The sequence below is a fragment of the Rubneribacter badeniensis genome (assembly GCF_002899695.1).
In the GTDB taxonomy this organism is placed as follows: Bacteria; Actinomycetota; Coriobacteriia; order Coriobacteriales; family Eggerthellaceae; genus Rubneribacter; species Rubneribacter badeniensis.
The window spans coordinates 1-21,104 of sequence record NZ_PPEL01000059.1 but is presented as its reverse complement, the minus strand read 5'-3'; the positions used below and the strand labels follow the sequence as shown (position 1 = coordinate 21,104).

Below are 21,104 nucleotides of genomic sequence, written 5' to 3'. Positions count from 1 at the left end.
CCCCCCCCCCGCCCCAGTGTCAACACAACAGCTTCACCAGCATGCAACATGCAGTCGGCTGGGGGTCATCAGATCGTCTCATCCGCTGGATCGACCTGGACTGGGATGTCATCCTGAAGCTCGCCGAGGAGTTCGGCGGCGGATTCGCCGTCGCCCAGGAGCGCTGCAAAGCGTTGCTTTCGCTGTCGTCGCCGTCGGCAACAACGCAGCGTCGGAGCATCAGGCAACTTGGAGGATCGGGCAGTCGCGCCCGAAAAGCATATAGAAGGCTCGGGAATTCGAGCAGGCACGCGCCATGCCACGCGCCCCAACGCCCCCAAAATAGCCGCACGGCGCGCGCATGTGCTGAGAGAGGTATTCTCGTTGGAGAAAGGGAGCGGAAGGAGAACGATCCGCAGCGTCATAGCAGTCTACGCCGATCAGCTTCGACGCAGACTGCTATGCTTGAGGCGAAGCGCTATTCGACGACGACGCCGTTCTCCATGGTGGCGTAGCCGCCCACGTAGACGTCGGTGGCGCGGCCCGTGAGCTCGGCGCCGATGAAGCCCGAGTTCGCGGCCTTCGAGAGGAAGTCGGCGGCGTCCACCGTCCAGGCGGCCTCCGGGTCGATGACCGTGAGGTCGGCCACAGAGCCCGGCTCGAGCGCCACGCGCTCGACGCGCAGGATGGCGCGCGGGTTCGCGCTCATGAGCTCCACGGCGCGCTCCCAGCTGATGATGCCCGGCGCAACGAGGTTCGTGATGACGAGCGAAAGCGACGTCTCGAGGCCGATCATGCCGAAGGGAGCCAGCTCGAACTCGCGGTCCTTCTCGAAGTCGCTGTGCGGGGCGTGGTCGGTCGCGATGGCGTCCACCGTGCCGTCCTTCACGCCCTCGATCAAGGCGGCGGCGTCCTCGGCCGTGCGCAAAGGCGGGTTCACCTTGAGGAACGTGTTGTACTCGTCGCCGATGGCGTCCTCGGTGAGGAACAGGTGGTGCGGCGTGACCTCGCAGGTGACGGGCAGGCCCTCGGCCTTCGCGGCGCGCACGAGCTCCAACCCGCGGGCGGTGGTGAGGTGCTGGATGTGCAGCGGGCAGCCGGTGAGGCGGCAGAGCGCGATGTCGCGGGCGATCTGGATCTCCTCGCCTTCGGCCGGCCAGCCGAGGATCCCGAGGCGCGTGGAGGCCACGCCCTCGTTCACCTGCCCCTCGCCGACAAGGTCCTCGTCCTGGCAATGGCTCATCACCACGCGGTCGAACTGGGCGGCGTAGTCCATAACGCGGCGCATCATGCCCGCGCCCTGCACCCCGCGGCCGTCGTCGGTGAAGGCGACGGCGCCGTGGGCCACCATGTCGCCCATTTCGGAGAGCGTCTCGCCCCCCAGGCCCTGCGAGCAGGCGCCGGCCACGTGCACGCGGCACTTGCCGACGGCCGCGGCGCGCGCCTGGACGTACTCCACGCCGAGCGCGTTGTCGACGACGGGCTTCGTGTTGGGCATGCAGCACACCGCCGTGAAGCCGCCGTGGGCCGCGGCGCGCGTGCCGGACGCGATGTCCTCTTTGAGCTCGTAGCCGGGCTCGCGCAGATGCACGTGCATGTCCACGAGGCCGGGCACGACGATCTTGCCGGAAAGGTCGCGCTCGATGCCCTTCTCCATGGTCAGGTTCGCGCCGATCTCGACGATCTTCCCGTCGCGCACGAGGATGTCGGCCGTTTCGTTCAGACCGACCTGCGGGTCGATCACCTGGGCGTTCTTAAGCAACAAGGCCATCTTCGCTCCCTCCAAGCAAAAGGTACATTTCGGCCATGCGGGTCAGGATGCCCGCGTAGACCTGATCGAGAATGACCGAGCGCTTCGGATGGTCGGCCATGTAGCTGTCCAGCTCGACGCCGCGGTTGATGGGGCCGGGATGGCAGACGAGGGCGTCGGGCTTCATAAGGGGCTCGCGGTCCTTCGTGAGGCCGTAGAGCATGTTGTACTCGCGCAGGCTGGGATACGGCGCGCCCTCGAGGCGTTCGCGCTGGATGCGCAACATGTACACCACGTCGAGCTCGGGCAGCGCCTCGTCGAGCTTCGTGGTCACGTGGTCGGCGCCGAGGACGTCGGGGCGCGCGGGCATGAGCGTCGGCGGCGCGATGACCGTCACCTCGCAGCCCATGATCTTGAGCGCGGGGATGAGGCTGCCGCACACGCGGGAGTGCCCGATGTCGCCCACGATGCCCACGTGCAGCTTGTCGAGATCCCCCTTCGCCTGCCAGATGGAGTACAGGTCGAGCAGGGCCTGCGTGGGGTGCTGGTGCTTGCCGTCGCCCGCGTCGATGACGTGGACGCCGGACACGTCGGCGATCTTGCGCGGCACGCCGGCGTGCTTGTCGCGCACGATGATCATGTCGACCTTGTAGGAGCACAGCGTCTGCACCGTGTCGACGAGGCTCTCGCCCTTCACCGTGGAGGTGGAGCTGCCGCCGAAGTTCAGGCTGTTGGCAGAGAGGCGCTTCTCGGCGATCTCGAACGACGAGCGCGTGCGCGTGGACGGCTCGTTGAACATGTTCACGATGGTCACGCCCTTGAGCGTGGGCACCTGCTTGATGCGGCGCTCGTTGACCTCCTTGAAGCGGACGGCCGTTTCAAGGACGGTCATGATGTCGTCAGCGGAGTACTCCGTGATGTCGATCAGATGCTTGTGGTTGAAACCCATCCCTACTCACCTCCCAAAGGCGCAGACCCCGCGCGGGTGCCCGGCGCCATCTCCAAAATCTCGACCTCGGACTTGCCGTCCGTCTCCTCCAGGAACAAACGCACGTTCTCGTCTGCCGAGGACGGCACGTTCTTGCCCACGAAGTCGGCGCGGATGGGAAGCTGGCGATGCCCGCGGTCGACGAGCACGGCGAGCTGCACGGTGGCCGGGCGACCGATGTCCATGAGCGCGTCGAGGGCGGCGCGGATGGTGCGGCCCGTGTACAGCACATCGTCCACGAGCACGACGGTCTTGCCGTCGAGGTCGAAGAGGATGTCGGTGGAGTGGACCTCGGGCGCGAGGTGCGTCGCGAAGTCGTCGCGGTAGAAGCTGATGTCGAGCTTGCCGAGCGGCACTTTCGCGCCCTCGATGGCCTCGATCTTCTCGGCCAGGCGCTTGGCGAGCACGTCGCCCCGCGTCACGATGCCGACGAGCGCGATGCCCTCGGCCCCTTTGTTGGCCTCGAGGATCTGATGCGCTATGCGCGTCAGCGATCGCTCGATCTCGTCTGCGTCCATGCAGACGGTCTTGACGGTTCCTGCGTCGTTCATACACACCCTTTCTTCTCGTCGAGTGCGTACAGACGGACCTGCGAGCCGCCGAGCCGCGCGCCGTTCGGCTCCTCGCCGTCCGGTCGCGCCGCCCCCGAGTTGGCGGCGTCTGCGCGAGGGCATGAAAAAAGCCTCCGCGGCAGACAAAGGCTTCTACTCGTTCGCGCCCTTGTTCAGGCGGGCGCTCGGGGTGGTGCCTTGTCGGTCTCTCTGTACCGCTTTTAAAGGACGGAAAGCAGTATATGCGGTTTTGCGCGTTTGGGAAAGCCCCTTTATGCGGAAAATCGCGAAAAATCGCACTGGGGATACGAAGGAGCATGGGTGCGGGTACTCGGGAGCACGGGGCGCGGGCCGAACCGACGGGCGAATGGGCGAAGCCGCAACATCCCATGCCCTCCCCTTGAGCGTCCCTCTCCCTCGGCAAGGCAGAACCGCAGCGCGCCGTCAGCCCGGCGGCGGGGAAAGCAGCCCTTCCTGCGTCAGAACCATGCGGACGCGAAGGGGCTGGAATCAGGCAGCAGGGAAAGGGAGGGCGCGCCGCCGACCTGCCTCCATGGTTCGGCACCGGCTCTCCAAGCTCCTCAGCGGCATTCGATACGGATTTTCTGGCGGGTTTTGACGGAAATCCGCGATCAGCGACGGGGGCGCAGGCCGCTTCATCGATGCAAGCCCGGGGTATCCCCTGGCCGGCCCCTCTCCACCTCGCAGAATTTCCCAAGCAGGGCCTGGGAGAAAGCGGATTTCCGTCAAAACCCGCCAGAAACTGCCCTCTTCGCTGTCGGACCGTCGCCGGACGGAGGGTGGAACGCGAGCGGCAGAGGGCGCCGAAGAAGAGGGAGCCGGCAGCGAGGGCCGACACGCGCTGGGCGAAGGCGCAAACAGGACAGAAAAGGAAGCGTCCTGCAGCAGAACCGCACAGAACGCGGAGGGCCCAAGACCGATGGCAGAAAAGAGGGCGCGCCGCCAAACGGCGAACCCGGCAGAAAAAGCGTCACAACGAGAAGGCCCGTCCCGCAGCCGAGCATCCACGGGCCTTCGTCCGAGGGTGAGAAGCGCGCGCGGCCCGCGGATGCGCTATACTCGCTCCATCGACCGCACGCGACCACGATAGGCGGCTTCCATGAGCGAGAACGAGCGCATTCGGCTGACGCACCTGACCGAGAAGGGCGGTTGAGCGGCCAAGTGGGGTCCGGGCGACCTCGCCGACATACTGAAGCGCATCGCGCCGCCGTCCGCGGCCGAGCTTCTGCTGGGCTTCGAGACCTCCGACGACGCAGCCGTCTACCGCCTCGACGACGACACCGCCGCCGTGCTCACGCTCGACTTCTTCACGCCGGTGGTGGACGACCCCTACGAGTTCGGCGCCGTCGCCGCGGCCAACGCGCTCTCCGACGTGTTCGCGATGGGCGCGCGCCCTCTCGCGGCCCTCAACATCCTCGCCTTTCCGTGCAGCCTCGGAAAAGACGTCGTGGCCGAGGTGCTGCGCGGTGGCGCGGACAAGGTGGGCGAAGCCGGGGCGCTTCTGGCCGGCGGCCACTCCATCGAAGACGACGAGCCGAAGTACGGCCTCGCGGTGTTCGGCACCGCACGCCCCGACCGCATCGTGCGCAACTCCGGCGCGCGTCCGGGCGACGCGCTGTTCTGCACCAAAGCGCTCGGCACCGGCATCGCGAACGCGGCGTTTCGCGCAGGGCTTCGCGACGACGCGGGCATGCGCCCCGTCATCGACTCCATGATGGAGCTCAACCGCGCCGGTGCCGAGGCCATGCTCGCGGCCGGCGCGCACGCGGCCACCGACGTGACGGGGTTCGGCCTGGTCGGGCACTTGCACGAGATGCTCGAGGCGTCGGGTGTCGCCGCCGTGCTCGATTGGGACGCGCTGCCTTTGTTCGACGGCGTGCTGGACCTCTCGCGCGACTTCTGCCGACCGGGCAAAACGTTCGGCCTCATCGAATGGGCGGGCGCGTTCACGTCGCTTGCGGGGCTCGACGATGCGGAGCTCGACGCGCGCATGGGCGTGCTCTGCGATCCGCAGACCTCGGGCGGCCTGCTTGCGGCCGTGCCCCCGGACGCGGCCGAGGCGTTCGCGGCGGCGTTCCGCGAGGCGGCCGGACGCGATCCCACGCTCGTCGGACGCGTGACGGAAGGCGCGCCGGGGACGATCACGGTGCGCTGAACTGCGCCGACGGGTGCCGAGGCGAAGCGCGCGCTCGATGCGGTTCTCGACCCTCCACCCGTGTATTCGAAGCCCCGCCCGCCCAGCAAAGCCGCCATGCCACCGAAGCCGCGAAGGCGACCGTTCGTCCGTGCCGAGGCGGCGCTGCGGTCGATCGCACGTTTACAAGCCAAGACCTTCCGACGCACAGCTCCGAGAACGGGCGCGGCGCTTCAAGCGACGGACGACGTTAGTACAGCTCCACCTCGTGCAGGGCTTCGTACGCCAATCCAGCGCCCTCGAGAGCTTGCACGAGCGCGTCGCGCTCCTCGGCAGAAGCGCACCAGGCCAGCCCGCAACCGGCCGAGACGGTCTGCGGCACGGGGATCATCCGCCCGGGGACGCCGCCCGCCCGCGCCGCAGCCTCCACGGCCATCGCGTCGCCGGTCGAGGCGAACGCAACCACCACCTTGGGCACCCTCTTCCGCGCGGCGCTCACGAAAGCGCCTCCTCGGCGATCTCGGCCACGGCGCGCGCGGCCGCGTCCACCTCCTCCTCGGCGTTGAAGCAGCTGAAGCTGAACCGCACCGCGCCCTGACCCTGCGTGCCGAGCGCCTCGTGCATGAGCGGCGCGCAGTGCGCCCCCGCCCGCGTGCAGATGCCCCAGCGCGCCTCCAGCGCATCGGCCACGGCCGCCGAATCGACGTCGCCCACGTTGAGCGCCACGATGCCGCAGCGCCCCGCAGCGCCGCCCCCGCCGAGCACGCGCACGCCGGCGACGGCGCGCACCCCGCGCTCGAAGCGCTCCGCGAGCGAGCGCGCCTGAGCGCCAAGCGCCTCCGCGCCGCGCTCCTGCACGAAGGCGACGCCCGCGGCCAGGCCCGCGAGGCCGTGCGCGTTGAGCGTGCCCGCCTCAAGGCTCTCGGGCATGCGCGCGGGATGGCGCCGGTCGTAGCTGCGCACGCCCGAGCCCCCCTCCTTGAACGGAGGCACCTCCACGTGCGCCGCCACGGCGACGCCTCCCGTGCCCTGCGGCCCGTAGAGGCCCTTGTGCCCGGTGAACGCCACGAGGTCGAATCCGTCGCGACCCATGTCGATGGGCACGCAGCCCGCCGTCTGGGCCGCATCGACCACGACGAGCGCCCCGTGCTCGTGGGCGAGGCGTGCCGCGCGGGCGACGTCGTACACGTCTCCCGTGAGGTTCGAGGCGTGCGTGATCGCAAGCAGGCGCGCGCCGCGCGAGAGCTCGCGCTCGAGCGCGCCGTAGTCGAGCGCGCCGCGCCCGTCGTGCGGCACCACGACCACCTCGCAGCCCTCCTCGTCCTCTTTGCGGAACAGCGGCCGCAGCACCGAGTTGTGCGAGGCCGCCGTGGTCACCGCGCGCTCGCCGGGACGCAGAAGCCCCGCAATGGCGACGTTGAGGGCCTCCGTAGCGTTCGAGCAGAACGCCACGCGCGACGGCGACGGCGCCCCCAGAAGGCGCGCAAGCCCCTCGCGGGCACGAAGCACCGCGAGCCCGGCGTCGAGCGACGCCGCGTGCGCGCCCCGGCCCGCGCCGCCGAACCCGTCGATGGCGCGCGCGACGGCAGCCGCCACCTCGGGGGGCTTGCGCGCCGTGGTGGCGGCGTTGTCCAAATAGATCATCGCCTCACGGCCTCACGACGACGCCAGCGCCCATCTGGCGCTCGACGATGGCGTACATGTTCGTGGGCTCGCCCACGGCCAGACGCTCCGTCAGCCCGTAGTGCGCAAGGCACGTGCCGCAGCTGAGCACGTCCGTGCCCGCGTCCGCGAGCGCGCGCAGGTCGTCAAGCGCCTCCGAGCCCTCGCAGGCCCATTTCACGCCGCCGTTGTACAGAAGCACCGCCCCCGGCAGCTCGTCGAGCTGCGTGAGCGCGAACAGAAAGCCCTTCATGAGCGTGCGCCCGAGCTCGTCGTCGCCCGTCCCCATGCGTTCGGAGGACACGACGACCACCTGGTCGCCGCGCGCCGCCTCGCAGTCGCAGGCCGCGTCCGCGGCCTGCGCGCCGGCGGCGGTTCCCTCCGCGGCTTCCACGCCGTCAGCGGCCCCCTTCTCGATCCTCACCGCGAACTGCGCCTCGCCGCGCCGCTCGCTTGAGCAGGCGCACTTGAGCGTCTTGGCAAGCGCTTCGAGGTTGCGCACCGCCGTCTCGTTGTCCACGAGCACTTCGAGCGCGCCCTCCCCCATCTCGGAAAGCGCCCTCTTCGCCCGCACCACCGGCAGCGGGCAGGCCTGCCCGCGCGCGTCGATCGTCTCCATAGCCGTCCTCTCTTCCCGTCGTCTCTTCCATCGCGGCACGCCCTGCCATCGGGCAGCGTCCGCGCAGCCCGCTTCCGCGCGACGAGGAAAGCGAGGACGCCGCACGATGCCCGCAAGATCCGCGAGACCCCGGGCGAAACACAGGAGGGCTCGCGTCTCAGAAACCGCCTCTCTCGTCCATGCAGACCGGTCGCCCCACATGGGAAGCGCGCCGATGCGAAGCGGCAAGGCAGAGCGATGATACCGCTGCCGACAGCCCGTCGCAATCCCGATCTCGAGACGCCCTCGCCCCCTCGAGAGGATCAGCGAAGGGAACGGGCGCCTCATTTCGCCGAGAGGTCGAAAAGCTCGGGATGCGCGTACACCGTGAAACGGCCGTCGCGGGCGAAGGCAGCGAGGGCGACGCCCTCCCGGTCGGCGAAATCGATCACCGCCGAGGTCGGGGCAGACACGGCGGCAACGACGCGAACGCCCGCTCGCGCGAGCTTCGCCACAAGCTCGAGGGCACAGCGGCTCGACAGGTACGCGAACCCGTCCTGCGGATCCGTCCCAGCGCGCAGCATGGCGCCCACGAGCTTGTCCACCGCGTTGCGCCGGCCCACGTCCTCGCGGACGAACACGGGCGCGCCCGCCCGGTCGGCGAACGCGGCTGCATGAACGGCCCCCGTCGCCTGGTGCATGGTCTGCGCGGGCAGAAGCGCGCGACCCATACGCCAGACGGCTTCGGGCGCGAGTGGAGCGAACAGGCGGCGCGGCCGTTCCCTGCGCACGTCGCCGCCCAAAGACGCGGGCAGGGAGCATCCGGGCAGCGAGGGCTGCGGCGCTCGAAGCGCCGAAGCGCGGCGCGTGCGCAGACGAACGTCGATCGCCGCCGCCCCGCCCTCGACGCGCACGTCCACACGGTCGATCTCGTCGGCGCGAGCGACGAGGTCGCCCGAGAACGCCGCGCCGTACGCGTAATCCTCCCAATCGCCCGGCGTGAGCGCCGTCGACATCCAAAGCGCGCCGTCCACGAAGACGTCGGCCCGCATCTCCACGGCCACCACCTCGACGAGGGCCGAACAGCCCGCCTCGGCCACCAAAAGCGCCTTCGCCTCGCGCAGGACCGCAACCTCCGCGCCCACGGCGCGCTACCTCGATCCGGCCTTCTTGCGGTGCACGAACCAGAAGGCCGCGCCCACGAGCAGCCCGCCCGCGATGTTGCCGAGCGTGGCAGCCGACAGGTTGCAGATGATGGAGCCCGCATCGATCACGTCCGCGCCCGCAACGGCCGCGCCGTGGCCCGCCGCCTTCATGATCAGGCCCATGGGAAGGAAGAACATGTTCGCCACGCAGTGCTCGAAGCCCGCCGCCACGAAAAACGAGATGGGGAGCAGGATGCCGAGCACCTTGTCGGCCACCGTGCGGGCCGAGTACCCGATCCACACGGCCAGGCACACCGCCACGTTGCACATGACGGCCTTGGCGAACAGCGTGAGCCAATCCGGCGCAACCTTGCCCGCGGCCACCGACACCATCGCATCCCCCACGGCGCCGCCGTTCATGGCGCCCACGTCCGCGGCGAAGACGAGCGCCACGACCAGAAGCGACCCTGCGAGGTTGCCCGTCCACACGATCGCCCAATTGCGCAGAAGGCCGCCAAACCCGATCTTTCTCGACAGAAGCGAGACGACCATGAGGTTGTTGCCCGTGAACAGCTCCGCGCCACAGCACAGCACGAGCTCGAGCCCCAGGCAGAAGCAGATGCCGCCCACCATGCGCTGCGCTGCGAACGGCATGGCAGGATCGCCGAGGAACACCGCGAAGTACGTGGCGCCGAACGCGATGAACGCGCCGGCGAGCATCGCCGAGACGAAGCACCGGCCCGCATCCATGCCCGCCTTGCCTACGCCGAGCGCCTCGGCCTTCGCCAGCGTCTCGGCCGGCGAGAGCGCATCGGGCTTCGAAACCCCGGAACCGTCTTGCATCGCCGTCATCGAAACCCGCCTTCCCTTCGTCCTGCCCGAATCGGCGGGAAAAGCCCGCGCCGCCCCTCGTGCGCGCCGCAGCACCCCGACCGCCTCGCGCGTTTCCGAAGAAGAGGCCGCAAGCCCCTTCGCACAACCCCCGGAAGCGTTTCATCATCGCAGATTTCGCCCGTTTCGCCAAGCGCGGACAAGAGGAAGGCGCGCGAGGGGAAGCGAGCGGCGCCGCGAGCCGTCGAAGCCGCCCGCACGCCCGCCGCCTTCCACGGCGCGCGGGGATTGCGTATACTGTGACCCGTTCCCTCGACCGAATGCGGACTCCCTCCCGCGCACGAGAAAGGCCCCCTTATGGCAACCACGCCCCCGACCGATTCGCTTCGCATGCTGCCGCAGGTGGAAGAGACGCTGCGCGCCCCCGAGCTGCGCGCGCTCGAGACGATCATGGAGCGCTCCGTGCTTGCCGACTGCGTGCGCGAGGCCATAGGCGGCCTCAGGCGGCGCATCCTCGCCGGCGAGCGGCCCTGCGCCGACGCGTCCGAGGCCGCGCGCGCCGCCGTCGAGGGCGCCGTCGCGCGGGCGCTCGCCTGCCTGCGCCCGTCGCTTCGGCGCGTGGTGAACGCCACGGGCGTCGTCGTCCACACGAACCTCGGGCGCAGCCCGCTTCCCGAGGAGGCCGTACGCGCCGTCGCGGACGTGGCGCGCGGCTACTCGACGCTCGAGTACGACGTCGGCTCGATGGCCCGCGGCAGCCGCCACGACCACGTCGAGCGGCTCGTCTGCGCGCTCACCGGCGCCGAGGCCGCCATCGCCGTGAACAACAACGCAGCCGCGGTCATGATGGTGCTCTCCGAGTTCGCCCGCGGGAAGGAGGCCGTCGTGTCGCGCGGCGAGCTCGTGGAGATCGGCGGGTCGTTTCGCATCCCCGACATCATGGAGCTTTCCGGCGCGCTCATGCGCGAGGTGGGCACGACGAACAAGACCCACCTCGCCGACTACGAGCGCGCGCTCGCGCCCGGCACGGCAATGCTTTTGAAGGTGCATCCCTCGAACTACCGCGTGGTGGGGTTCTCCGAGAGCGTCGGCATCCCCGAGCTGCGCAGGATCGCCGACGAGGAGAACGCGCGGCGCGGGGCGGCGCGGGGCGGGCGCGACGGCGTCCTCGTGTACGAGGACCAGGGCTCCGGCGCGCTTGCGCGCCTCGACTGCTTCGGCTCCTATGCGGAGCCCACGGTGGCCGAGTCGCTGCGCGCGGGCTGCGACCTCGTGTCGTTCTCGGGCGACAAGCTGCTCGGCGGCCCGCAGGCGGGCATCGTCGCCGGCTCGCGCGAGCTGGTGGACCGGCTCAAGAGAAACCCCCTCGCCCGCGCGCTGCGCCTCGACAAGATGACCCTCGCCGCCCTCGAGGCGACGCTTCGGCTCTACCTCGACCCCGCCCGCGCGCTCGAGCGCGTCCCCGTGCTCAGGATGCTCTCCGAGCCCGCCGAAGCCGTGCGAAAGCGGGCCGAGCGCCTTGCCCGGATGATGCGCGAGGGAGTTCCGGAGGGCTGGGCGCGCATCGAGGTCGTGCCCGAGACGGCGCGGGCGGGCGGCGGCGCGCTTCCTTTGTGCGACATCGGCACCTACGCCGTGCGCGTGGGCTTCGCGCGCGGATGCGCCCAAGACTGCGAGGAGTTCCTCGTAAAGCGGCGCGAGGTGCCCATTGTGGCCCGCATCAGCAAGCAGGCTGTGCTCTTCGACGCGCGCACGCTCGCAGACGACGACCTGCCGGAGGCGGCATCGGCCGTGCGGGCCTACTTCGAGGAGATGGCGGCGGCCGAGGAAGGCGAAGGAGCGGGAGCATGAGCGGGATGGACGGACGCGCCAAAGCCGACCTCGTCCTGGGCACGGCGGGCCACATCGACCACGGGAAGTCGTCGCTCGTGCGCGCCCTCACCGGGGTGGATCCCGACCGCCTGGCCGAAGAGAAGGCGCGCGGCATCACCATCGAGCTGGGCTTCGCGCGCCTCGAGCTGCCCGACGGCACGGCGCTCGGCATCGTGGACGTGCCGGGCCACGAGCGCTTCGTGCGCAGGATGATAGCGGGCGCGACGGGCGTCGACCTCGCGCTTCTGTGCGTCGCAGCCGACGACGGCGTCATGCCCCAGACCGAAGAGCACCTGGCCGTGCTCGACCTCCTCGGGGTGCGCACGGGCGTCGTGGCGCTCACCAAGATCGACCTCGCAGACGCGGAGTGGGTCGCCTTCGTGTCCGACGAGGTGCGCGCGCGCCTGGCGAGGACGCCCTTCGCCGACGCCGAGATCGTGCCAGTCTCCAGCCGCACGGAAGAAGGGCTTGCCGAGCTTAAAGCCGCCCTCGCACGCGCCGCCGCGCGCACGGCGCGCGCCAAGGCCGGAAGCCTCCTGCGTCTGCCCGTCGACCGCGCCTTCAGCGTCAAGGGGGCGGGCACCGTGGTCACGGGCACGCTGTGGAGCGGAACGGCCGCGGCGGGCGACGAGGTGGAGGTGCTGCCTTCGGGGGCGCGCGCCCGCATCCGCGGCGTGCAGGTGCACGGCGAGGCCGTCGAGCGCACGGAGGCGGGGCATCGCGTCGCGCTCAACCTCAACGCGCTGTCCGTGGACGAGGTTCGCCCCGGCTGCTTCCTCGCCTCGCCGGGATCTCTTCGGGCCACCGACCGCTTCGACGCCGAAGTGCGCTACCTCGGCGCCCCCGGAGCCGCGCGCCCGCTCGAGAGCGGCGCGCGCGTGCGCGTGGCACACGGCACGCGCGAGACGGGCGGGCGCGTGCTGCTCATGGGGGGACGCGGAGCCCTCGCGCCCAAGGAGAGCGCCTTCGCGCAGATCCGTCTCGACGAGCCTTTGCCCGTGTCCTGGCGCGACCGCTTCGTCCTGCGCTCCGCGTCCTCGGCGCGCGTCGTGGGCGGCGGCGCGGTGCTGCGCGCCCATCCCCGCCGCTCGACCGCGCTCGGTCCGGCCACCGAGGCGCTGCTCGCCGCGCTCAGAGACGAAGACGAGGCCGCGGCGGCGCGCGCCGCGTTCGCGCTCGAGGCGCTTCCGACGACCGCCGAGGAGCTTGCCGCAGCGGCGGGCGTCGGCGAGGACGCGGCGCGGCGCGAGCTGGCGGCGCTTGCGGAGGAAGGGGGCGCCGTCGCCCTCCCCTCCCGCGACGGGCGCCCGCGCTACGCCGCGCCCCGAGCGCTGCAGAGGCACCGCGCCGCCCTCGAGAACGCGCTGCTGCGCTTCCATGCCGAAGAGCCCGACCAAGCGGGCATCGCGAAGGACGCGCTTCGGCGCCGCTGCCTTCCGCGCGCTCGGGGCGCTCGAGCGTCAGGGGCGCGTCGTGCGCGTGAGCGCCGACCTCTGCTTCGACGCCGCCGCCCTCGGGGCGCTCGAGGCCGCGGCGCGCGAGCGCCTTGCGGCGGGGCCGGCCACGGCCGCCGAGCTCAAGGAGGCCATGGGGACGAGCCGCAAGTACGCCATCCCGCTGCTCGAGCACTTCGACGGGAAGGGCCTCACCCGCCGCGAGGGCGACCTGCGCGTCCTCAACGTCCGCTGAGCGCGCGACCGCGCGTTGCGTCCGCGCGCCCCTCGCAGCTTTCGCCGAGCGAGCGGAAACGGCGGGGGCCTCCGTCCGTGGACGGAGGCCCCCGGTGAGAGAGCGATATCGACGGGAGCCGTTGGCGGAGATGCGTGCGAATCGAACGCACCCGAGACGTTCTGCGCGCCTCACAGCGGCTTTGAAGGCCGTGGGGCCCACCAGGGCCCGTCCATCTCCCCGCCGTCGACGATGCGCCGGATGCGGCGCCCGAACATGATAGCGCATGCGTCGGCGAAGTCAAACGCCGAACCGCGCGCGTCGCCGCAAAAGCAGGAAAAGGGCCGAAAGGCCGAAGGGCCGCCCTCAGCCGTCGGAGCCCCCGCCGCCTGCGGCATGGGAGACGTCCGCGCGCGCCACGTGCCGCACCGTCTCGAAGCGCGCAAGCTCCACGTCGTCGTCGGCGGGGTCGATGCCCGCCGAGCGCTTGGCGAGCGCGACCTGCTCCCACGCCGCGGCGACGCCTTCGAGCCCCGGCAGCGCGACCCCCCGCCGCCTCCCCTTCGACACCGCCACGCCCCAGCGCGCAGGATCGAGCTCCGCTGCCGACGCGACCGGCAACGGCGGGCGCAGCACGTCCACCGCGTACGTCAAACCACCAAGCTCGCAGGAGCGAACGGGAGCGAAGCGCGCGCCGCCCGCGGCGGCCGACGCGGCGTTTCTCATGATCTCGTCGGCCACGCATCCGGTGACCGGCTCGAACGTTCCCGCGCGCCCGCGCAGCCCGGCACGGTCGCACAGCGACACGAACACGCCCGCGCGCTCGTCCAAAAGCTCCGAAGGCAGGTGCTCGGGACGGTCGATGGGGCCTCCCGAGCGGGCGAGCCCCTCGACGCTCTTTTTCGCGAGCGCAGCGTACGGATCGCTTTCCGTCCTGGGGACATGAGAGCCGGCCACCTCGCGCGCGGCCGCCGCAGCGTCGATGGGCGACGGGACCGCCCCGTCGCCCTGCGCGCCGCGCACCTCGAACGCGCCCGCGATCCGTTCCGCGCGAGCCGGAGCCGCGCCGTCCAAGAGCTCGTGCGTGAAGGGGGCTCCCTCGAGCGCGCCCGCCATGATCTGCAGCGGCCTGAGCAGACACGCGCCGGCCGCCTCGGCGAGGGCCGGATCGACGGACAGGAACCCCTCAAGGTCGCCCGCATCGAGGAGTGCCGCCGTCTCGCGCGCGAACACGAGCGCTTCCGGACGCGCGTCGGCGCGCGGCTTCTCGCGCACGTCCTCGAAAGCCCCTCCGCGATCGCAGCCCAGGCTGCCGATCGCCACGAACACGCACTTCCTGCCCAGATCGCGCGCGGCCTCCGCGATGCAGCGGCCGAGGGCCCGGTGTGTCTCGGGAGAGAGGTTCGAGACGCCCACGCGCACGATGCGGGCGCCCTCAAGCGCCCCGCCCAAAAGCGCCAGCACGGAGGAGGTCGCGCGGTCGAGCCGAACGTCCCCCATCCCGCTGCCGCAGATGGGCACCGCGTGCTTGCGCGCGCACGCGGCCACGCGGGCTACGAGCGCCCCGTCGTAGCGCACCGCGTTCGGAAAAACCCGCCAAGCGCCCGCGGCCGCAAGGGCCGCCTCCCCGGTGGACAGGTGGAAGCAGTCGAGGAACCGCGGCGCGTGCGGGCAGGCCACGACCACCGTCTCGGGCGCGTGCGCGCCGATGCGGCGCGCCACCTCGCGGACCGCCCCGAACGCGCCCGCCGCGTCGGCGCATCCCGATCCGACGCCGCCCGCCGCGTCGCTGCGCTCGGGCTTGCGACCTCGAAGCGGCGGATGGGAAACGACATATGCGGCGACGATGCTCATGGCGAGCCTCCTTTCACGCGGGAGCGAGCGCACGGGGCTTGGCGCGGCACCGGGCGGGCGCGTCCTTGCAAGCCATCCCGCACTTGCAAACGCGCGCTTTCCGCACGACCTTACCGCCAACCCCCTCCTTCGCCGCGCAGACGCGCCGAGCGTTGCCGCCCGGTGCCGCCCCCGTCAAGCGCCCGCCACGCGAAACGGCCCGTCGGCGCGCCCGCAGGGCGGCCCCGGCCGTGTGTCGGCAACGAGCGGAAGCGCACGGTGGAGGGCCGTTCAGCCCGTCGGAAAGAGGAGGGACGCGATGCCGATGACGACGATACCCGCCACCTCGCACGCGGCGCAGGCGGCCAGCTCCCATCCGAAGGAGAGCCGGGAGAGCGCGGGGACGCGGCGCTTGGCCGGACGGCGATCCGAGACCAGATAGAGCACGGGGCAGAACATGAGGGCGAACATCGCGTAGTAGCAGATAGCGCGCCCAACGAGGGGCATCGCGGCGATGTCGCTCTCCGGAGTCGGGAACAGCGCCACCCCCGTCGAGACCGCGAAGAGCGCGAGCGCCACGGCGAGCACCATCCCGTTCCACACCATGCCCGCCGACGCGGGCACTCTCTCCCACAGCCCTGAGCGCCGTTCCCGGCCACTCTCCTTCGCGGCGGCATCGGAGGTCGGGAGCGGCACCGCGGCACCAAGGGCCGCGGGCTTTCCCTCCGGCCCTTCGGGTGAGCGGGCTTTCGCGGGCGCGGACACGGCGACCAGCGAAGCGGGATCGGGCGCGGGAAGCGTGAACGCACCGTCGCAGAGAGCCGTCGAGCCCGCGACGCCCAAAGGACCCCGCCGCGTCTGCGCGACCGAGGCCTCCCGCGCGCAGGACGCGCCCGCCGCGGCCTCGAACGCCGCCTTCAGTTCGGCGGCGCTGCCATAGCGCGCGGAGGGATCGAACGCGGTGGCGCCTTGGATCACGGCGCGCAGCGCCTCGGGCACGAACTCGTGCGCATAGCCCCTCGCCCGCGCAGCGGCGTCGGGCGTCTGCTCGGTCAGGCAGAAGTACAGAAGGAGCCCCAAGGCGTACACGTCGCTGCGCTCGTCGGTCTGCCCGAACCCGAACTGCTCCGGCGGGGCGTAGGCCCGCGTCCCGAAGCGCCGTGTGTCGGCCTCGGCCCCTTCGCTGAACGACCGAGCGATGCCGAAGTCGATGAGGGTGAGGCCGCCCGGCGCGAGCATGACGTTGGAGGGCTTGAGGTCCCGATGGATGAGGGGCGGGTCGAACCCTTCGTGCAACTCGCCCACGGCATCGCACAAGGAGGGGAGCACCTCGCGCGCCAAAGCGACCGAGGGATCGCGGCGGTACACCGCCTCGGCCAGCGTCTCGCCACTCACATGCTCCATGACCACGACGCGCCGCTCGCCTGCGGAGTAGCACTCCACGATGCGGGGCAGATGTAAAAACCTGCGACCCGAGCGCTGCGCTTCGGCGATGCGCTCGTAGGCGGCTCCGAAACCGTCGCCCTCAAGGTATTTGCGCACGTAGGGTCCTTGCTCGGAGCCGTTCGCCCCCACGAAGTAGACGCGCTGGGTCGTCTCGGAGGGGCTTCGCTTCAGCACGGCGTCGACGCGGTAGCATTCGTCGCGCGCAAGGGAGTCCAGATGTTGTGCGAGTTCGTCGGACATGATGGGATATGGTAGCAGAACGCGGCGCAAGCGGAAGCCTCGCGCCCTGGCGTAGGCCGAGCGCGCGGCTCGCGTTCGGCCCTTCAGCAGATCGTGTCCTCTCCGAAGCGGTACAACTCCTCGTCGGCCTTCTGCAGCGGATAGCCGCGATCGAGGCAGAAGATGATGATGGCGTCGCGACGGTTCTTGCAGTACAGCTCGTTCGCGCCCGCCGCCTGCAGAAGCCGGTTCGCCTCCTTGAGCGAAAGCCCCATCGCGAACGCCAGCTGCAGCACCTTGTCCCGCGACGCGCCGCGCTGCCCCATGAATATCTGGTAGCCGAACGTGTCGTTGAGGCCCGCCCGACGCACCGTCTCGGCGCGCTCGAGGCCCTTCTCCTCAAGCAGCTGCCGCAAATACTCGGACAGCGTGCGCTTCTCAAGCCGATGCCGCTCCGCGAATGCGTGAGGATCGGGAGCCGCGAGCAGCTCCTGCAACAACTCTTCGGTCAACGGCTCCTCCACGCGGCGCTTCCCTCTCTTTCGTTTCCCACCTGGCTTCATGATAGCAAAGAAACGCTCGTCGATGAGCCGATGCGAGCATCCTCCCATCGACGAGCGCCCGTTGGCGACAGCACTTTAAAATCCCGTCACATCGGCGAGCTCGAAGCTTGCGGGGGCCTCGTCCCCGCTCACGGAGGCCAAAGCCTCGAACTTCCACGAAACGCCGTCGGAAAGGTTGTTCGTGTTGGCCCATGCGGTTCCCACCTGCGTGCCCGAGGCGTCTTTGAGCACGTAATTGACTTGCAGATAGCCGAAATCCTTCCCGGAGGTGTTCGTCAGGGTTCCCGTGACGGCGTACATCCCGAACCCCTTGTCCACCATCTGCTCGTCGGCGATCTCGTACTTTCCCGCGTCCGGCGCGGCGTCCTGCCCGGCATCCGTCTCGGAGTCTGCCTCGACCGAGGAGCCGTCCTCCGTCGTGACGACGTTCGTGCTTTCGTCGACCGCGTTCACAAAGGCTCCGCAGGAGGCGAGCGATACCAGAACGGACACGGCGCACACGGCAAGTCCCACGACGGCCATGCCCCTCCCCTTCTTCGCCCCCTTCGACGAGGCCGCGATGCCCACGATGCCGAAGATGACGCCGAGCAACCCGGCGAGGATCGAGAAGCTGTTGACGATGGGAACGACCGACACGAGAAGCGCAACGATGCCGAGCACAAGCGATGTCACCGCCATGGCCGACACGGGCCGCCCCTCATCCGGACGAGAGGCGACGGGCGCCTCCCATCCCGCAGGGTTCTGATTTTGCTGCATAACCGTCCTTCCTGTAGAGGGCCGAAGCCCTGTTCCCCTATGTGCGACGCATATGCTAGAGAAAACCGCACCCGAAAACATTAGCTGCAAGCTATATTACGGCGAAAGGACTGGGAGGGGGCAGCGGTCGAGAGGATCACTGTGGCGCACCGGGGCTTCGGCGCTTCCACCCGGCGCGCGAACTCGGCTTGCGGCTTCCACGGGCCCTCCTCCAGCCCCGCCGCGCACGATCGCGGCCACCCTCGCGTTCGCGAAGCGCGCAACGATAGCCGACTCTCCCGAGAAACGCACGAGCCGCGTGCTAAGGGCCGAACAGCCATCCTGCGCGCGGCTCGGAAGGCACCCTTAGAAGTCCACCGTGTCGGGGTCGAGGCCGGACTGCCCGAGCGGGTCGAGCGCGTCGATACGCTGCAGATCCTCCTCCGAGATGTCGAACCAGAAGATGCGCGCGTTCTCGGAGATGCGCGCCGGATCCGTGGACTTCGGCAGCGGGATGGCGCGGCGCTGCAAGCACCAACGCAGACACAGCTGCGCCGTCGTGCAGCCGTAGACGGCCGCGATGTCCGCAAGCGCCTCGCTTCCGAGCACCCGTCCGCGCCCGAGCGGCGACCACGCCTCCACCACGATGTCGTGGCGATCGCAGAACGCGCGCGTCTCCTTTTGGGCGCAGCCGGGATGCAGCTCGATCTGGTTCACCATGGGAAGGATGTCGGCCGCGTCCATGAGCGGCTCGAGATGGCGGCGCTTGAAGTTGCTCACGCCGATGGCGCGCACCCGGCCGTCTCGGTACAGCTCCTCGAGGGCGCGCCAGGTTTGCCGGTTCGTGCGCTGCCACTCGTCGTCAGGGCCTTGCGCAGCCGGCCAATGGACGAGGTACAGATCGAGGTACTCGAGGCCGAGCCTCTCGAGCGACCCTTCGAAGGCCCTGAGCGCGGCGTCGCGGCCGCGGTGGTCGTTCCACACCTTCGAGGTCACGAACAGCTCTTCGCGGGCGATGCCGCTCTCGCGCAGCGCCCTGCCCACGTCGGCCTCGGTTCCGTAGGCCTCGGCCGTGTCGATGTGCCGGTAGCCGTCGGCAAGGGCTTGCCTCAAAGCCCCGAGGCCCGCATCGCCCTCGGGCAGCTCCCACGTGCCGAATCCCACGCACGGCACGCCCGTGCCGTTGCGCAGCTCGATGCGGTCCTTCGCGCTTTCCAATCGCGCCATGGCGCCTCCTCTCGCACGCGCCCACCGCAGGCTGGGCGCACGGTTCGTCGTCACGCGCCACGATACGGCCGAAACGCAGAAGGTCGCCGAACCGTAGCGCAACCGTGAGGCCGGAGGAACGCACGCTTCACTCTTCGTCCACGCGCATGCGGCACGCTTTCGTCTGGGAGCGGCGGCGCTTGTCGGCCAGACGCCGCTCTTTCGCCGCGCGGGAGGGCTTCGTGGCGCGCCGGGGCTTCGGCGCCGCCGCCCTGCGCGCGAACTCGGCTCGCAGCTTCCGAAGGCACAGCTGTCGGTTGCGGAACTGGCTGCGCGACTCGCGCGACGTGACCGAGACGCCGCTGGGTCGATGCGTCATGCGCACCGCCGAGTCGGCGGTGTTCACGCACTGCCCGCCCGGCCCGCGCGCATGGAAGGTCTGCACTTCGCAATCGCACGCCAGCTCATCGAGGGGCTGCGCCGCCCACCGGGCGAAGTCGCGATATGTCGGATGATCGAAATCCATAAGGGCATGATAGCGCATATTCAGGGAGGGAGCCCTGTCGCCCCGCACGGTCACCGCATCCGGACGCACGGGCGGCACCGAGATCGCGAGGCGACCCGACCCGGTCGCCCCCGTCGAGCGCGATCATCCCGCAAGGCGGCGGTAGAGGGGCAGGAAGCCCTCCTCGAGACGGCGGCAGAGCAGCTTCTTGTGCGATGCGCGTACGGCGTCGGACATGAGGGGGATGCCGTAGGCTTCCGCTGGCACGCCGTCGACGAGCGCGCAGACAGCCTCCATGTCCACCGCCTCGACGAAGCGGATCACCGCCGCGTCGAGGTCGGGGTTGCTCGTGGAAGCCATGTACTCGAACGGATGGATGGCGCTTCCCCTGCCGTCCTCCGTCGGAAGCCGGTAGCAGGAGACGTTCGTGCCGAACGCGCCCTGCTCCACTTCGGCCGCGCCCTCCAAGCGGCTCTCGGCAAGCGAAGGGCTGCGCTTGCCGAACAGCGAGCTGCCCAGATCGTACACCGGCGCCAGCGCATAGGAGCGCCCCGGCCCCATGAGCAGCCCCTAGTTGCCGTTGTTGCGGTCGGGGTTCTTGATGAACGCGTCCACCACGAACATGTCCCAGAACCGCTCGCGCACGCCGGGCACCGAGCGCAAAAGCTCCGACGCCTCGATGGCCGCCAGCACGTCCTCCGGATACACGCTCTCGCCGTCCGAGGGCGCAAAGCTGAACCCCGCATCGTCGTCCGACAACGCGTTCTTGATCTCCTTGAACTCGAAGAGGCGCTTGTCAGGATGGGTGAAGTCCTTGCAGGCGCACACGATCTTGCCCGCGCGGTACCCCAGCCGCGTCTCATGCGCGGGGATGCCCAGCGACGCGTAGATATGCGCGCCCAGGTATTCGGAAACCGGGCTCGACGTGTAGGGCGGCAGGTGCTTGCCGCGCAAATCGCGCGTGGTGCGCGGTTACTTCGCGATCCACGGCTCGCCGTCGATGAGGATGCCCTCCTTCTGCCCGGCGCGCCCACCGTAGAACAGCCCGCTTTTCTCGCATTCGCGCAGATCGACTATCTCCACCACGGCCCGCACCTCCTTCTCATCCACCGCGCAACGATGCGCCCGATTGTACCAGAAAGGATGCGAATCGCGGCACAATAAGGGGCACACCCCGACACGCACAAGAGGTGCCCACAGGCACCCGCGCGCAAGGCCCTCTGCACCGCACCCGGCGCATTGTCGCCCGAAAAACACGGTTTTCGCCTCTGAAGGGGGTGCGGACAAAAAGTTGGACACTCCGGTGTCCGGATTGGAGTCCGCATGTACCCGTTGGAGACCAGGGAGCTCGCCGTGGAGGCCGTCGCGGCGGGGTTCAGCCTGACCGAGGCGGCCGAG

19 protein-coding genes, 1 tRNA gene and 1 pseudogene are annotated in these 21,104 nt (G+C 70.2%); 4 read left to right on the top strand and 17 right to left on the bottom strand.

All coding sequences use genetic code 11. The features are described from left to right. Positions 1-457: 457 nt before the first annotated feature. Genes C2L80_RS09445 through pyrR form a run of 3 tightly spaced genes read right to left on the bottom strand, consistent with a single transcriptional unit; the run spans position 458 to position 3,268 of the window. A complete protein-coding gene (locus tag C2L80_RS09445) occupies positions 458-1,750 on the bottom strand; it encodes a dihydroorotase (RefSeq protein ID WP_103263094.1) in 1,293 nt (430 codons plus the stop codon). Further along, on the bottom strand, positions 1,734-2,678 hold the full coding sequence (locus C2L80_RS09440; RefSeq protein ID WP_103263093.1) for an aspartate carbamoyltransferase catalytic subunit: 945 nt from the start codon (positions 2,676-2,678) through the stop codon (positions 1,734-1,736). Before C2L80_RS09440 ends, C2L80_RS09445 begins: the two co-directional genes overlap by 17 nt. Positions 2,679-2,680: 2 nt before the next feature. After that, positions 2,681-3,268, bottom strand: a complete 588-nt coding sequence (gene pyrR, locus C2L80_RS09435) for a bifunctional pyr operon transcriptional regulator/uracil phosphoribosyltransferase PyrR (RefSeq protein ID WP_087195608.1) — start codon at positions 3,266-3,268, stop codon at positions 2,681-2,683. Between the two features lie 1,120 nt (positions 3,269-4,388). On the opposite strand from pyrR, the gene selD reads away from it, so the two are divergent. Then, positions 4,389-5,444, top strand: a complete 1,056-nt coding sequence (selD, locus tag C2L80_RS09430; RefSeq protein WP_092198313.1) for a selenide, water dikinase SelD — start codon at positions 4,389-4,391, stop codon at positions 5,442-5,444. 229 nt (positions 5,445-5,673) lie between these two features. Here the strand turns inward: selD and C2L80_RS09425 are convergent, their stop codons facing one another. The 5 genes from C2L80_RS09425 to C2L80_RS09405 form a co-directional block, all read right to left on the bottom strand. Continuing rightward, positions 5,674-5,922 (bottom strand): putative Se/S carrier protein, encoded by a 249-nt coding sequence (locus C2L80_RS09425; protein ID WP_224758793.1) that lies wholly within the window; start codon positions 5,920-5,922, stop codon positions 5,674-5,676. Further along, a complete protein-coding gene (locus C2L80_RS09420; RefSeq protein ID WP_092198310.1) occupies positions 5,919-7,067 on the bottom strand; it encodes an aminotransferase class V-fold PLP-dependent enzyme in 1,149 nt (382 codons plus the stop codon). The genes C2L80_RS09425 and C2L80_RS09420 overlap by 4 nt, the downstream gene beginning before the upstream one ends. Before the next feature lie 4 nt (positions 7,068-7,071). Next, positions 7,072-7,704: a sulfurtransferase-like selenium metabolism protein YedF gene (gene yedF, locus C2L80_RS09415; RefSeq protein ID WP_103263092.1), complete on the bottom strand. Its 633-nt coding sequence runs from the start codon at positions 7,702-7,704 to the stop codon at positions 7,072-7,074. A gap of 323 nt (positions 7,705-8,027) precedes the next feature. After that, complete coding sequence (locus C2L80_RS09410; RefSeq protein WP_103263091.1) at positions 8,028-8,828, bottom strand: formate dehydrogenase accessory sulfurtransferase FdhD; 801 nt, start codon at positions 8,826-8,828, stop codon at positions 8,028-8,030. A gap of 6 nt (positions 8,829-8,834) precedes the next feature. After that, positions 8,835-9,680: a formate/nitrite transporter family protein gene (locus C2L80_RS09405; protein ID WP_239938874.1), complete on the bottom strand. Its 846-nt coding sequence runs from the start codon at positions 9,678-9,680 to the stop codon at positions 8,835-8,837. Between the two features lie 336 nt (positions 9,681-10,016). Here C2L80_RS09405 and selA point away from each other — a divergent pair, with 336 nt between their 5' ends. From selA to C2L80_RS14685, 3 genes and pseudogenes are all read left to right on the top strand, one after another. Next, entirely contained in the window at positions 10,017-11,510 is a 1,494-nt protein-coding gene (gene selA / locus C2L80_RS09400) for an L-seryl-tRNA(Sec) selenium transferase (RefSeq protein WP_103263090.1), read from the top strand. Further along, a pseudogene (gene selB, locus C2L80_RS09395) lies at positions 11,507-12,937 on the top strand (selenocysteine-specific translation elongation factor); the annotation flags it as partial. The gene selA and the pseudogene selB, both read left to right, overlap by 4 nt. Beyond that, the gene (locus C2L80_RS14685) at positions 12,909-13,220 is read left to right on the top strand and encodes a SelB domain-containing protein (RefSeq protein WP_420820272.1); all 312 of its coding nucleotides are present in this window, start codon (positions 12,909-12,911) and stop codon (positions 13,218-13,220) included. The pseudogene selB and the gene C2L80_RS14685, both read left to right, overlap by 29 nt. Positions 13,221-13,342: 122 nt before the next feature. Here the strand turns inward: C2L80_RS14685 and C2L80_RS13905 are convergent. The 9 genes from C2L80_RS13905 to C2L80_RS14380 all read right to left on the bottom strand — a co-directional run bounded on the left by C2L80_RS13905 (position 13,343) and on the right by C2L80_RS14380 (position 20,660). After that, a tRNA-Sec gene (locus C2L80_RS13905) sits at positions 13,343-13,439 on the bottom strand. A gap of 126 nt (positions 13,440-13,565) precedes the next feature. Then, positions 13,566-15,053 carry a class III extradiol ring-cleavage dioxygenase family protein gene (locus C2L80_RS09390; RefSeq protein WP_103263089.1) on the bottom strand — a complete coding sequence of 496 codons (1,488 nt, stop codon included), beginning with the start codon at positions 15,051-15,053 and terminating at the stop codon, positions 13,566-13,568. Positions 15,054-15,323: 270 nt separating this feature from the next. Beyond that, positions 15,324-16,748, bottom strand: coding sequence for a serine/threonine protein kinase (locus tag C2L80_RS09385; RefSeq protein ID WP_103263088.1), 1,425 nt, complete (start codon positions 16,746-16,748; stop codon positions 15,324-15,326). A gap of 53 nt (positions 16,749-16,801) precedes the next feature. Then, positions 16,802-17,221: a helix-turn-helix domain-containing protein gene (locus C2L80_RS09380; protein ID WP_103263087.1), complete on the bottom strand. Its 420-nt coding sequence runs from the start codon at positions 17,219-17,221 to the stop codon at positions 16,802-16,804. A 114-nt stretch (positions 17,222-17,335) separates the two neighbouring features. Then, positions 17,336-18,016 (bottom strand): FxLYD domain-containing protein, encoded by a 681-nt coding sequence (locus tag C2L80_RS09375; RefSeq protein WP_103263086.1) that lies wholly within the window; start codon positions 18,014-18,016, stop codon positions 17,336-17,338. A 345-nt stretch (positions 18,017-18,361) separates the two neighbouring features. Then, the gene (locus tag C2L80_RS09370) at positions 18,362-19,222 is read right to left on the bottom strand and encodes an aldo/keto reductase (RefSeq protein WP_087198052.1); all 861 of its coding nucleotides are present in this window, start codon (positions 19,220-19,222) and stop codon (positions 18,362-18,364) included. Positions 19,223-19,349: 127 nt separating this feature from the next. Further along, positions 19,350-19,745, bottom strand: coding sequence for a peptide chain release factor-like protein (locus tag C2L80_RS09365; protein WP_239938870.1), 396 nt, complete (start codon positions 19,743-19,745; stop codon positions 19,350-19,352). A 105-nt stretch (positions 19,746-19,850) separates the two neighbouring features. Continuing rightward, a complete protein-coding gene (locus C2L80_RS14385; RefSeq protein ID WP_239938869.1) occupies positions 19,851-20,267 on the bottom strand; it encodes a HipA domain-containing protein in 417 nt (138 codons plus the stop codon). A gap of 9 nt (positions 20,268-20,276) precedes the next feature. After that, the gene (locus C2L80_RS14380; protein ID WP_239938867.1) at positions 20,277-20,660 is read right to left on the bottom strand and encodes a HipA domain-containing protein; all 384 of its coding nucleotides are present in this window, start codon (positions 20,658-20,660) and stop codon (positions 20,277-20,279) included. Positions 20,661-21,104 lie beyond the last annotated feature (444 nt).